Below are 12,556 nucleotides of genomic sequence, written 5' to 3' on the forward strand. Positions count from 1 at the left end.
GACCAGAGATATGGACCTGTCCACCCGCAAACAGGCACTGGAGGCGCGCCGCGCCGAACTGACCGGCCATCTTGGCAGGGTCGAGCACACGCTGGACGCACCGATGCCCAAGGACTGGGAGGATCGCGCCTCCGAGCGGCAGGGCGACGAGGTGCTGGAAAGCCTTGGCAAGGCCGAACTGGACGAGCTGCGCCGCATTGACGCCGCGCTCGCTCGGATCCGTGCAGGAACCTACGGCATCTGCGCCGGCTGCGGCGAGCGGATTTCCGATGCGCGGCTGGACCTGCTGCCCGCTGCCCCCCTGTGCAAAACCTGCGCAGGCGCTGCAGCGGGCTAGGGGCCGGCCTCCGGTCCGGAAAGCGATTTACCAGAAATTTGCAACTTATAGGGTAGTGTGCTCCCCGGAAATCGCGGGTATCTTGACTTGGATCAAGGCTGTAGCTTTGACCCCGCAGCAAGTTGTGCGACATTTGAGCTGGAGGGCATGTACTATGGACTTTTCCACTAGAAAACAAACCCTTGAACTGCGCCGGATGGCGCTGGCAGGCACCCTGGCACATATCGGCCTTGCGCCGGACCCGGCAAATTCCGGCCTTGCGCCGGACCCGGTGCAGATGGGGTCAGCCCGGCAGGCGGGGGCAGGCCATGCCGGTGCCGGATCCATCGCGGTCCCCGCCAGGGCCGGCCTGGACGAGCTGCGCCGCATCGATGCGGCTCTGGCCCGCCTGCGCGAGGGGTCCTATGGCTATTGCCGGATTTGCGGCGACAACATCGCCGATGACTGGCTGGACCAGCGTCCGGCCTCGCCCTTCTGCAAAAGCTGCGCGCTCTGACAGTCCGGCCCCGGCCGCAGCGGGGCAGGGCGGCAGCGTGACACGCCTCGGACAGGTCCGGGAGCTTCATCAGCCGGGGGGCAGCCGCCCCGCCGGCTGAAGCCGGTCCTGAACCGCCGCCGTTGTCCTGCTGCGGCGCTGCACTACTTCAGGGCTTTGCGCAAAAGGCCCCGTTGCCGTGTCGGCCGGGATATGTCACAACCTGCCTGACCGACTGAACAAATGAGTTTAGCAGATGCCAGATTTCACTGAGCGCCGCCGCATGATGGTGGACACCCAGATCCGTCCGTCGGATGTCACCAAATACCCGATCATCAAGGCGATGCTGGCAGTCCCGCGGGAACAGTTTGTCCCCGACGCGCAGCGCGAGGCGGCTTACGCGGACAAGAACGTGAAACTGGGCGGCACCCGGGTGCTGATGGAACCGCGCACCCTGGCCAAGATGCTCGATGCGGTGGATCTGCAGAACGACGAACTGGTGCTCGATGTGGCCTGCGGGCTGGGCTATTCCACCGCAGTGGCCGCCCGGATGGCGCAGATGGTGATCGGCGTCGAAGAAGACGCGGACATGGCCGCCGACGCGCAGGATCTGCTGTCGGAGACCGGCGCGGACAATGCCATTGTGCACAGCGGCCCGCTGGCGGAAGGGGCCGCCGAACACGGCCCCTATGACGTGATCCTGGTCGAGGGCGGCGTCGAGGCGCTGCCCGCGGCCCTGCTGGACCAGCTCAAGGACGGCGGCCGGATTGCGGCGCTGATGATGACCGGCGCGCTTGGCGAGATGAAAATCGGCTACAAGAGCGGCTCCGGAATCTCCTGGCGGTTTGCCTTCAATGCCGGCGCCCCGGTGCTGCCGGGGTTTGCAGCCGCGCGTGAATTCGCGCTCTGATCCGCGGAACGCGGCATTGCCTTCGCAGCGATGCAGCCGTTAGACTGAACCAGAGGCCGGGCGCCGGACAAAGGAGCGCCCGGAGTGCAGTAAAAAACCATCGCGGCTGGCGGCGCGGCAAAAGATAAGGCGACCGATGCGAATGAAATTCCCGGCGAATGTGTTGAAGGCTTTTGTGTTTGCCGGCGGCGTGGCGGCCACGGCGCTGGTGCCGGTGACGGCGGCGGCGGACAACCTGTCCGACGCGATGATCGGCGCCTATAAGACCAGCGGCCTGCTGGATCAGAACCGGGCGCTGCTGCGGGCCGCGGATGAGGACGTGGCGATTGCCGTGTCCCGGCTGCGCCCCGTGATCGACTGGACGATCACCGCCAGCCATACCTATTCCCGCAGCATCAACCAGCTCGGCACCTTCAACGAGTTCACCAACAACGATCTCGGCACCCAGATCCAGCTGACCCAGCTGCTCTATGACGGCGGCGAGACCCGCCTGCGCAAACTGGCGGCGCAGGAGCTGGTGCTTGCCGCGCGCCAGCAGTTGCTGAGTGTCGAGCAGACGGTGCTGCTCAATGCCGTGCAGGCCTATGTGGGGGTGCTTCAGGGGCAGGAGAATGTCGCCCTGCGCCGCAACAACCTGAGCTTGCTGCAAGAGGAGCTGAAGGCGGCGCAGGACCGGTTCGAAGTGGGCGAGGTGACCCGCACCGATGTCGCGCTGGCGCAAAGCCAGGTGGCTGCCGCGCGCGCCAATCTGACCGATGCCGAAGGCGCTCTGCTGACCGCCCGGGCGACCTATCTGCAGATCGTCGGCCACGCGCCGGGGAGGATTGCCGGTCAGCCGCGGCTGCCGTCGCGGGCGGTTTCGATTGACCGGGCGCAGTCCATCGCGGCCCGCAACCAGCCGGATCTGCTGGCGCAGCAGCATTCGGTCAAATCCGCCGACATTCTGGTCCAGGCAGCGACCAAGGCCCTGGGGCCGAATGTGAGGTTCCGTGCCTCCGCAGGCCTGAGCGAGGACGTGAACGGCAGCACCGGCACCGACTCGGATGCTTCGGCTTCAGTGACACTGTCGCAACAGCTCTATGCCGGCGGTCTCAACGCGGCGACCCGGCGGCGGGCCATTGCCAGTGCCGACTCGGAACGCGGCGCCTTGATCAATACCCAGCGCGCTGTGCGCCAGAATGTCAGCTCGGCGTTCTTCAACGTGGAAACGGCGCGGGCGACCCTGGTGTCCTCCAATGAACGGGTGCGTGCATCCAAGGTCGCTTTTGACGGCATCCGGGAAGAGGCGACCCTGGGGGCACGGACGACGCTGGACGTGCTGCAGGCAGAGCAGCAGTATCTCGATGCTCAGACCGGCGAGGTGAATGCGCGTGCCAACCAGGCCATCGCGGCCTACCAGCTGTTGCAGGCGCAGGGGCTGCTCACCGCCGAGCATCTGGGGCTGGCGGTCGAGATCTACGACCCGGCGCTCTATTACAACCTGGTCAAGGACGCGCCTGCGCAATACAGCAAGCGCGGCAAGGATTTGGACCGGGTGCTCAAGGCCTTGGGACGTAACTGACAATTCATCCTATCGGTTGTGCGGTGACGGGAAGGCCGCTACACTCTGACTCAAGAGGCAAGAGTGGTTTATAAAATGTCCGACCCAGTTACCCATGCTGAGATCGAAGATGTATTGTCCTCAATCCGCCGCTTGGTGAGTGATGACAGCCGCAGCGGGCCGGCGGCCCCCGAACCGGCGGCGCGGCTGGTTCTGACGCCCGCCCTGCGGGTGCAGGAGGGCGGCCCGGACCGCGGTCCCGGAACTCGTGATCCGGCGGCTGATGTTCCGGCGGCTGATGTTCCGGCAGTTGAAACCGGCGCAGCATCCCGCAGCCCGGCTGACGGCGCCGCTGACCGCTCCGGCCAGGCCGGAGACGGCGCTGATGCACCGGTGGCAACCGGCCCTTCCGGCAGCGCGGCGATGCTGGAAGCGGAAGCCCCGATTGCCTTCCGCCACCGCAACAACGTGCCTGAAACCGGATCGTCCTTGGATGACGGGCTGGCCGAAGCGGAGCCGGACTCGGGATTGCAGACCGTCCAGCCGGATCCAGGCCATTTCGACACCGGCCATTTCGATACGGACCATTTGGAAACGGACTGCTCGGATACCGGTCATTTGGACTCGGGAAACCAGGGTTCAGGCCTGAATGCAGAACTGCATGACCCGCATTCGCAAACCGTGCCCGGTGCTGCGGCGGGCGCCCCTTGGGGCGACCCCAATGCCACTCTTTTTGCCGCTGCCGCAGACGCGGACCAGCGGGCAGATGGCACAGGCAGTCCGGCCGCTGACGCGCCAGCAGGCGGTCAGGCCACGGACGCCGGTCACGCCATCGAAACCGCCGGCGCCCGCGCCGCCTCTGTTGTGCGCAAAATTGCCGAGCTTGAGGCCCGCAGCGCCCGCGGGCATGAGCAGGAGCAGCAGCAATGGGAGCCGGACAGCCAGACGGAGGCGCCGTTTGCCGGCACCGACACCATCGAATGGCGCGACGAACCGCTCTCCGCCCGCCGTTCCGGACCGCAGGCCGGGGGCGGCGCATTCGCCGCTGATGATACGCTGCAGGAGGCGGGCGCAGAGGTTTCGCCGGGACCCGGCGTCAACGATGGCAGCGCGGTTGCGCGGGCTGAAACCGTGGCCGAAGCCGCTGTCGCCGGAGCTGCCCTGGAAACCCTGGCCGAGTCCGCTGACGACTACCTCGACGAGGACAGCCTGCGCGAACTGGTGGCCAGTATCGTGCGCGAGGAGCTGCAGGGCCCGCTGGGGGAGCGCATCACCCGCAACGTGCGCAAACTGGTCCGCCGCGAAATCCACCGCGCGCTGGCCGCGCATGATCTGCTCTGAGGCCTGAAACCGTCCGCAGGCCGCTGCGGGCAAGCGGCAGGCTTTAAAAAGACGTGCCCGGGTGCCAGCCCTTTGCAGGTCGTGGTGCAGAGAAAATTTCGGTTGGCCAGATGCCGGCCAATCTTACCCTCGATGACCGCGGTATGCGGTTTTTTCCGAGGCAGGGCGCGTGGACGTGCTCGCGAACAATTCTTCGCCAGAGAGAGAACGTCGTCTGCAAGTGCCGTGTCACGGGATCGGCGTCAGTTTCTGCCGCCCCCCCCCGCGCGGTCTCTTCATGGAGCCGCCAGAGCTCTTCAAGAAGGAAAGAAATTTTTCCCGGAACGTCAAATCGAACCAATCTCGAGGCAAAGTCAGCGGCTCCGGGGACGAAAAAACCTTAAAGTGCGGCGCTTGCGGTCAATGCTCGATCATAAAAAACATTGCTGCCGCGGCCGGCGAATATCGCCGCCTTCGCAGCCGGTTCCAAGCGGAGGGTCCGGGGGACTGCTGACCGAACGAGGGCTGCGGGAACCACGGGAAACGCCCTGAGGACAATCCCGGGCTCTATCGGAAATCCGGGCCCGCGGCAAAGGGTGCCCAGAGATGCAAGGGCAGAGCCCGCCTGGCATCGTTCTCTATCGGCCCCAGATCAGGGGCCCGCACCGCAGCAGCGCCAACAGGGCCGTTCTCCGGATGATTGCGAACGGCAGCCCGATCTCGAAGATCAGTGAATTCACCGGCCTCTGTCCGCGAGATGGCTACAAGAAGATCGGCTTCATCTGCGATCGAGTGGCGGATCACACAGCACGATTGGAAAACGCGTTCAAGGGCGTCAACTGGCAGGCCGCCGGCCGCCGGTTCGCAACAGGCCCGCAGGCCCTGCGCCTGAACCGGCCGAACAGGCAGGCGCAGTCAATCGCCTGATGAAATCTTTACCCGGTTTGGAGCAATGAGAAGTGCAGCCACTGAAGTTTCAGTGGCTGCACCATTGACTGCAAAGGGGTGGATCCGGGTGTGTTTTATTATTCGGCGATTGCCGGCCGCAGAACCAACCGGTCCTGACGGGTAGCTGCCGCTGAAAACGGGCTGCTCCCGCCCGGCCTGCGGCTTTTAAAAAAGCCCCCGCCCGTTGGGCCCGGCGCCGCGCCTTGCGCGGCGCCGGGCCCAAGACCGCGGACGGCTCTGGCGCAGCCAGGGCTGGCCGCGGGCGCGGGAGTGCTGCCTCAACCCGTTTTCAGACCCTCACCGGCCGGGACAATTCCAGCATCTGGTCCAGATCCATGTACTGCTCCAGATGCGCCGCCAGCGCGTCCAGCGTGTCCTCGACGCCGTCTTCATAACCGGCCTGGCTTTCGTGCCCCAGTGCCGCCAGCACGCTGGCGCGGAAGGCATCCGAGGAAAACAGCCCGTGCAGGTAGGATCCCTTGACCCGGCCATCAGCCGAGGCGGCGCCCTCGGCCCGCCCGCCGATACTCAGCCAGGCGCGGGCGCAGTCCGCGCCGGTTGTGCGGCCCATGTGGATTTCATATCCGCTCACCGGCAGATTGCCGTCGCGGGTCACCGCTTCGGTCAGGGTGACGCGCTTTTCGCCCGACATCACCGTATGCACATCCAAAAGCCCCAGCCCCGCGACCTTGCCGGGGCGGCCGTCGACACCGTCCGGATCGTCAATGGTCTTGCCCAGCATCTGATAGCCGCCGCACAGGCCCAGCACGTGGCCGCCGCGGCGGCAGTGGGCCTGAATGTCGATATCCCAGCCCTGGCGGCGCAGATACGCCAGATCGCCGATTGTCGATTTGCTGCCGGGCAGGATCACCAGATCGGCATCGCCGGGCAGGGCGCGGCCCGGCGGCACGATCTCCACCGTCACCGCCGGTTCGGCGGCCAGCGGGTCCAGGTCGTCGAAATTCGCCATCCGCTCCAGCTGCGGCACCGCCACCTTGCAGGCGCCGCCCTTGTGCGAGGCGATGTCCATCATGTCTTCAGCCGGCAGTTTCCAGGCGTCCCAGAACCACGGCACCACCCCCAGGCTGGGCCAGCCGGTGCGCGCGGCAATATCGTCGCGGCCCGCATCAAACAGGCTCAGATCGCCGCGGAAGCGGTTCACCAGGAACCCGGCAACCCGCTCCAGGTCCTGCGGCTCCAGCACCGCATGGGTGCCGACGATCTGCGCAATCACCCCGCCGCGGTGAATGTCGCCGGCAATCACCACCGGCACCTGCGCGGCACAGGCAAAGCCCATATTGGCAATGTCGTTCTTGCGCAGGTTGGTCTCGGCGGGCGATCCCGCCCCCTCGATCAGCACCAGATCGGCCTCCGCCGCCAGCCGCCGGTAGCTTTCCAGCGCCGCCTCCAACAGGCCGCTCTTGTCGCGCATGAAGGAGCCGGCACCCTGGGTGCCGCGGCGCTGGCCCTGCACAATCACCTGGGCGCCGGTGTCGGTCTCGGGCTTCAGCAGCACCGGGTTCATGTCGGTATGGGGGGGGCGCATCGCGGCCCGGGCCTGCAACGCTTGCGCCCGGCCGATTTCGCCGCCTTCGGGGGTGACGGCGGCATTGTTCGACATGTTCTGCGGCTTGAACGGCGCCACTTTCAGGCCGCGGCGCACATAGGCGCGCGCCAGCCCCGCCACAATGAGCGACTTGCCGACATTGCTGCCGGTGCCCTGGATCATGATCGAACGCGCCATTGCTGCCTCTCCCTGCCTGCGCCCCTCTGTCAGGGGCCTGCATAGCAGCTTAGGCGGCGCCGTCCATGGGCGCTGTGCCGGAACCGTCGGCGCCCTGTCCCCGCGCGACGTCAGCCTGCGGCGGGTTGACCTGGCGGAAAGTGCGGCGCGCAAAAGAAAAACGCGCCCCAAGGGGCGCGCTTTTCAGCAATGCGGGGCAGCGGCCTTAGGCGGCTTCTGCCTGCGCAGCGTTGCGGCGTTCGCTTTCTTCACGCGACAGCGCAACGGACGTCCGCACTCCGCGGCCGACAAAGTCCATCAGCCCTTCGACCACCCGTTCATTGGGGTCGATACCGGCGCAGGACAGCACTTCGCGGCCATCGCGCGAGCGCGCCCAGCGGGCAATCTGTTCCGGGCCATTGCCGTATTTCTTGTCGTCGGCGATGGCATCATCCAGTGCGGCCAGGACAACGGCTGCAAAAAGTTTGCGGGCACGGTTGCCTTGCTCGTTGTTATAAGCGGTGCCGTCTACGAAATCTCGCATCTCGTATCCCTTGTTGTTCTTGCTATTGCAATTTTCGGCGTAGCGCTGCTTATGACGGAAGTGTGACGATTCGGATAGAGCGCAGATGCATAGCATTCATGCAATTTGCGCATAGCTTCTTCATCCTTCGTACACACCATATCCTTGTCTTGCCAGCGATCAGCCTGCCAGATATAGGGTCTTGCAAGTTTTCAACAACCATCTGAAAGGCATTTTCCCATGCCCAAGATCAACGGTAACGAAATCCGTCCCGGAAACGTCCTGGAACATAATGGCGGTTTGTGGGCAGCGGTGAAGGTCGATCACGTCAAGCCCGGCAAGGGCGGTGCCTTTGCCCAGGTCGAGCTGCGCAACCTGCGCAACGGCTCCAAGCTGAACGAGCGGTTCCGCTCGGCGGACAAGGTCGAGAAGGTCCGGCTGGAGCAGAAAGACCAGCAGTTCCTCTATGAGAGCGACGGCATGCTGGTGTTCATGGACACCGAAACCTACGAGCAGATCGAACTGCCGGCCGAGCTTCTGGGCGAACGCCGCCCGTTCCTGCAGGACGGTATGACCATTGTGGTGGAATTCCACGAATCCGAGGCGCTGAACGCCACCGTGCCGCAGAAGGTGACCTGCCAGATCGTCGAGACCGAGCCGGTCGTCAAAGGCCAGACCGCGGCGAATTCCTTCAAGCCCGCGATCCTGGACAACGGCGTCAAGGTCATGGTGCCGCCGTTTGTCGGCCAGGACGAGATGATCGTGGTGAATACCGAGACCATGGAATATTCCGAGCGCGCCTGAGCCGCCTCAGAAGACCGCAAGCTGAATGCCCCGTGCAGATGCGCGGGGCATTCATTTTTGCTGCGCCGTCCAATTCAGCTTTCAGCGGCGCATCTGCCGGTGTCCCCCCGGATTAACCGCGAAGGTGCAGGCTCCTCGGACGCCGCGCGCGACGTTTGAGTGACGCGCGGCATTGCCTGGCGTCGGAGAAGCGCTCAAGCGGGAAATTGCGGGGTTGGGATTGGGCGGATCAGCTGGCTCTATGGGGATTTGAAGCGGTTGACTGGCTTGGTCCCAGCCGGCCAAGTTGAGCCGGCTGCCCTCTTGAAGGCAGCCTCAGCGTGAGTTTTGCGGGCTTTGCTCAACATGCGCTGTATCCTGCGGTTTTCGGGACCTTTTGCACTACGGCCATCTGGGTGCCGGCCATGCCGGTGGGGTCGCAAGCGGTATCGCGAGCAGCGGCAATTGGACTTCCGGTCTTTGGCGCGCGTGTCATGCAGCAGCCCTCGCTGTTCCTGGCGGCGCTCTGGGCTGCCGTTCCTGCGGGATCGTTCCGATGATGATCAACCGCCCGCCGCAGCAGGGGCATGGCAGCGCGAGGACGCGGGCAAGTGCATCGGCCTCACCGGCCGTGCCGTCGTGCGCGTGCCCCTGATCAGATGTTGCGGCCCCGAGCAGGTCCCTGATCCTGGCGATATCGGCGGTACGGTTGCCATTCCCGAAGAAGCCGTAGGGGCGGATGCGATGCTGCCCCTTGGGCTGGACAGGGATCAGGAACCGGCGGATGAACTCGCCGGTCTTGAGGGTCATGGCGGTATGCCGCCCCGGACCGTTGACGCGGTAATCCTTGACGCGGAAAGTGACGCCTTGGCCGTCCATGCGGATCAGGCGGCTGTTGGCGATCGCGACGCGGTGGGTGTAGCGCGACAGCTATGCCAGCACGGCTCTGGGTCCGGCGAAGGGTTCCTTGGCATACACAACCCTATCGATCCTGCGCAGCGGTTGCAGGAACCCGTCGAAGGCCGCGCGATCCACAAGCCCGGCATGGTTGCCGAAGAAGTGCAGCTTTCCGGCTTTGTGCAGCCGGTTCAGCCCGTCCAGGATGAGGCGCCGTTAGAGGCGGGACAGCACCCGGACGGAGAGGAAGAAGTTCCTGCGGCGGGCGATCCACTTGGTGCTGTCCGAAGACAGGCCGTCGTGCCCCTCTCGGCAGATTGCTGCGCAATCGCCTGCCGGGCAGTGGTAGCGACACTGGCATAGTGCGCCGTCGTGGTCAGTTTGGTGTGCCCGAGCAGCGCCTGCCCTCTCATCGAAACTGGGTTCCGACTGCCGGGTAATAAATGACCCGGATGTCGACGCCGCGCTCCAGCAGGTGTGTCGCAAAACTGTGCCGCAGCGTGTGCAGCGTCACAGGCTTGGTGATGCCCGCGGCCCGCGCTGCCTGCTTGAACAAACGCGGGATCTGACGGGCAGACAGGCGCTTGCCGCGATAGCCGTGGAAAATGACCCGTTCAGGCCCGGCCACGCCTGTGTCCTGACCAGTGGGACGCTCTTTCCACCAGTCCCGCAATGATCCCGGAATGCCGGCGGGCAGCATCACGTTGCGATCCTTGCGGGCCCTTGGATTGTACGATGCGGATGATCTTCTGGTCCTCGTCGATGCCGCCGACCTTGAGCCGGACAACTTCGCCCGCACGCAGGCCGCAGCCATAGGCGAGCGACAGCATCACACGCGCCTTCAAGCTTGGTGCCATGAGCAGGATAGGCTTGACCTCGGTGCCGCTCAGCACCAGCGGCACCTTCCCCGGCTCCTTGAGGCTGAAAACCTCCGCGGCCAGGTCATGCCGCCGCAGCGTCACCCGGAACAGAAACTTCACCCCGGTCATGGTTTGATTGCGGGTACAGATGCTGCTGCCGCTTTCCATCAGATGCCGCTGGAAGCCCCGCATATCATCGGGTGCCGCGGTCCCGGGGGGATCGCTCCAGCCAGGCTGCAAACCGCTTGCAGGCCCGCAAGTGGCTGGTTTGAGACGCCGGCCCCGGATTGCGCGCCGACATATCCGCGATCATACGGCCACGAAGCGGTGTCGCCGGTGTAGGATGCTGAACGGTCATGGCCCCCCCCCCTGTCAACCGAGGTACAATCACCTCGGCCAACAGCACACACCCGTCATCGAAATCCGCGCAACAATTCCCGGTTTCCCGCAACGCCAGCCACAGGCGCCCATATCGCGGAGCGATTTAGTGCATGGGCCCATATTGACCCATGCTGCATCGCGCTCAGATGACCGTTAGAGGCGGGAAGCGAACGTTCATGCCAGGCAAAAAGGGACCAAACTAAGAAAGCGCCTGATGCGCGCCCGAATTGTATTCGTGGACAAACACTATGGTCACACACCCGTCAGTACACGGGCCGCCCGTATCAGAACTATCGGGTCAAGGTCAGTGCGTGCGACGGGCGGCGGTGGATCGACACGGCCCGTCAGCCCTGCGGCCGCGGAGCGCGCGGAGCGTATGGAGTACTCCACCGTAAAAACGCAATCGCGGGGCTGTTCACAGAATTGGCCAATCACTGCGAAGTTCCGTGCACCATTGGGGCGTACATCGGGGCGGTCGCCTGGTTGACGGGGCATGAACTGGCTGGTGATGTACGGCATGCGACACGGCAGAACCCGAGCGTCGTCGAACCATGCTGCCTGCGCCTTAGGGAGTTTCAGATGCCCGCAAAGCTCTTCGATGATCTCGTTGCCTGTCGCCTCCCGCATCGGTTTCTTGACAAAGTCGCCGGGCCTCTCACCGCGCAAACCGTAGCCCCAGAAGGTGTAGACACCATGTTTTTGGTCGCGGAAATGCGGCTGGTGGAACAGCACGACCGACAGCGTCCACCCTGAATCAGCAAAAGTGACAAGTCCTCCGGTGCCTGTCCGGTTGTTTGTGAAATCTTCCATGAACTCGAAAAAATCAGGGCCATCCATTGTCACCGTAAACGAATGCCATGCGGTCTTGCTCAAGTCGCCGCAGAACGCCTCGGGGCGACCAAATCCTTCGTTTTGTGCCGCCAGCTTGCGCCAAAGCGCCCAGGCACCCCCTTCTTTATCATGCAGATCAGGTGCGCGGTCGTTCGACCCTTGGGTGGTCGCGTCCGTCATCGACCCCAAGGTGAGGTAGACACGGTCATCTTCACTGATCTGCACGTGTCTTCCATCGGCCAAAGCGAGGGCCGTGATGCACCGGTCCTGCCGCGTGCCTTCAATTGTGACGTCGGTAACCTGCGTGCCGGTGGCGATCCTGACATCCCGATGCCGCAGCCATGTAACGATGGGGGCGATCAGGGACTCATACTGATTATAACGCGTGCGCAGAATGCCCGCGATGCGTGTGAAGCCCGGGAAGAGATGGATGAACCGCCGCAGGTAGCGCCGCATTTCAGTCAGCGCATGCCATGGTTGAAACGAGAACATCGTGGACCACATCAGCCAGAAGTTGCTCTCGAAGAAGGAAGGCTTGAACCAGTCCTCGATGCTCCGCCCCGCCAACCTGCTTTCTGGCTGAAGGATGAGGCGGTTGATTGCGACAATGTCATGCGCACTGAGCGTGAGGTCATAGCGGTTCTCAGCCGGTAGGCCGTCCCGAACGAGGCGGCAATTGGACGACCCGGGCACCATGCGATTGAATGCCATGATATCCTCTGTAACGCTGACGTCTGGATCGTTCACGGACGGGATTGTGTCCAGAAGGTCGAACGTGCAGGCGAAGTGTTTCTCGAACATGCGGCCACCGCGGATCATATATCCGGACTCGGCGTCGCCTGAACCGTCCAGCGATCCACCAGCAACCCCGAGCTGCTCATAGATGTGGATGTTCTTGCCTTCGACTCCTGCATCCCGGACTAAATAGACCGCAGTTGCCAGTCCAGCGATGCCACCCCCCAAAATGTGGTGTTGCTCAGGTGATGTTCGCTTTGACACTGGCCATTTCCCTTCCGGTGTGGGGCCTG

At 64.2% G+C, this 12,556-nt stretch carries 10 protein-coding genes and 2 pseudogenes; 7 read left to right on the top strand and 5 right to left on the bottom strand.

Features of this window, described 5'->3' with window-relative positions; translation table 11 throughout:
• Positions 1 to 10: 10 nt before the first annotated feature.
• The 6 genes from METH_RS05140 to METH_RS05165 all read left to right on the top strand — a co-directional run bounded on the left by METH_RS05140 (position 11) and on the right by METH_RS05165 (position 5,509).
• Positions 11 to 337 carry a TraR/DksA family transcriptional regulator gene (locus METH_RS05140; RefSeq protein ID WP_024089363.1) on the top strand — a complete coding sequence of 109 codons (327 nt, stop codon included), beginning with the start codon at positions 11 to 13 and terminating at the stop codon, positions 335 to 337.
• Positions 338 to 491: 154 nt separating this feature from the next.
• On the top strand, positions 492 to 833 hold the full coding sequence (locus METH_RS05145) for a TraR/DksA family transcriptional regulator (protein WP_044008338.1): 342 nt from the start codon (positions 492 to 494) through the stop codon (positions 831 to 833).
• A 235-nt stretch (positions 834 to 1,068) separates the two neighbouring features.
• A complete protein-coding gene (locus tag METH_RS05150) occupies positions 1,069 to 1,722 on the top strand; it encodes a protein-L-isoaspartate O-methyltransferase family protein (protein WP_024089365.1) in 654 nt (217 codons plus the stop codon).
• Positions 1,723 to 1,858: 136 nt separating this feature from the next.
• Positions 1,859 to 3,283 (top strand): TolC family outer membrane protein, encoded by a 1,425-nt coding sequence (locus METH_RS05155; protein WP_024089366.1) that lies wholly within the window; start codon positions 1,859 to 1,861, stop codon positions 3,281 to 3,283.
• A gap of 75 nt (positions 3,284 to 3,358) precedes the next feature.
• Complete coding sequence (locus METH_RS23780; RefSeq protein WP_024089367.1) at positions 3,359 to 4,603, top strand: hypothetical protein; 1,245 nt, start codon at positions 3,359 to 3,361, stop codon at positions 4,601 to 4,603.
• A gap of 585 nt (positions 4,604 to 5,188) precedes the next feature.
• Entirely contained in the window at positions 5,189 to 5,509 is a 321-nt protein-coding gene (locus METH_RS05165) for a hypothetical protein (RefSeq protein ID WP_024089368.1), read from the top strand.
• A gap of 310 nt (positions 5,510 to 5,819) precedes the next feature.
• On the opposite strand, the gene METH_RS05170 is transcribed toward METH_RS05165, so the two are convergent.
• Together METH_RS05170 and METH_RS05175 are read right to left on the bottom strand one after the other, a co-directional pair.
• The gene (locus METH_RS05170) at positions 5,820 to 7,274 is read right to left on the bottom strand and encodes a cobyric acid synthase (protein WP_024089369.1); all 1,455 of its coding nucleotides are present in this window, start codon (positions 7,272 to 7,274) and stop codon (positions 5,820 to 5,822) included.
• A 205-nt stretch (positions 7,275 to 7,479) separates the two neighbouring features.
• Positions 7,480 to 7,797, bottom strand: coding sequence for a DUF6280 family protein (locus METH_RS05175; RefSeq protein ID WP_008556013.1), 318 nt, complete (start codon positions 7,795 to 7,797; stop codon positions 7,480 to 7,482).
• A 219-nt stretch (positions 7,798 to 8,016) separates the two neighbouring features.
• Here METH_RS05175 and efp point away from each other — a divergent pair, with 219 nt between their 5' ends.
• Positions 8,017 to 8,580 carry an elongation factor P gene (efp, locus tag METH_RS05180; protein WP_024089371.1) on the top strand — a complete coding sequence of 188 codons (564 nt, stop codon included), beginning with the start codon at positions 8,017 to 8,019 and terminating at the stop codon, positions 8,578 to 8,580.
• 471 nt (positions 8,581 to 9,051) lie between these two features.
• Here efp and METH_RS24690 read toward each other — a convergent pair.
• From METH_RS24690 to METH_RS05200, 3 genes and pseudogenes are all read right to left on the bottom strand, one after another.
• Positions 9,052 to 9,753, bottom strand: a pseudogene (locus METH_RS24690) (IS91 family transposase); the annotation flags it as partial.
• Between the two features lie 47 nt (positions 9,754 to 9,800).
• A pseudogene (locus METH_RS25350) lies at positions 9,801 to 10,674 on the bottom strand (tyrosine-type recombinase/integrase); the annotation flags it as partial.
• A gap of 275 nt (positions 10,675 to 10,949) precedes the next feature.
• A complete protein-coding gene (locus METH_RS05200) occupies positions 10,950 to 12,527 on the bottom strand; it encodes an oleate hydratase (RefSeq protein ID WP_024089373.1) in 1,578 nt (525 codons plus the stop codon).
• Between the last annotated feature and the right edge of the window lie 29 nt (positions 12,528 to 12,556).

Source organism: Leisingera methylohalidivorans DSM 14336 (assembly GCF_000511355.1).
In the GTDB taxonomy this organism is placed as follows: Bacteria; Pseudomonadota; Alphaproteobacteria; order Rhodobacterales; family Rhodobacteraceae; genus Leisingera; species Leisingera methylohalidivorans.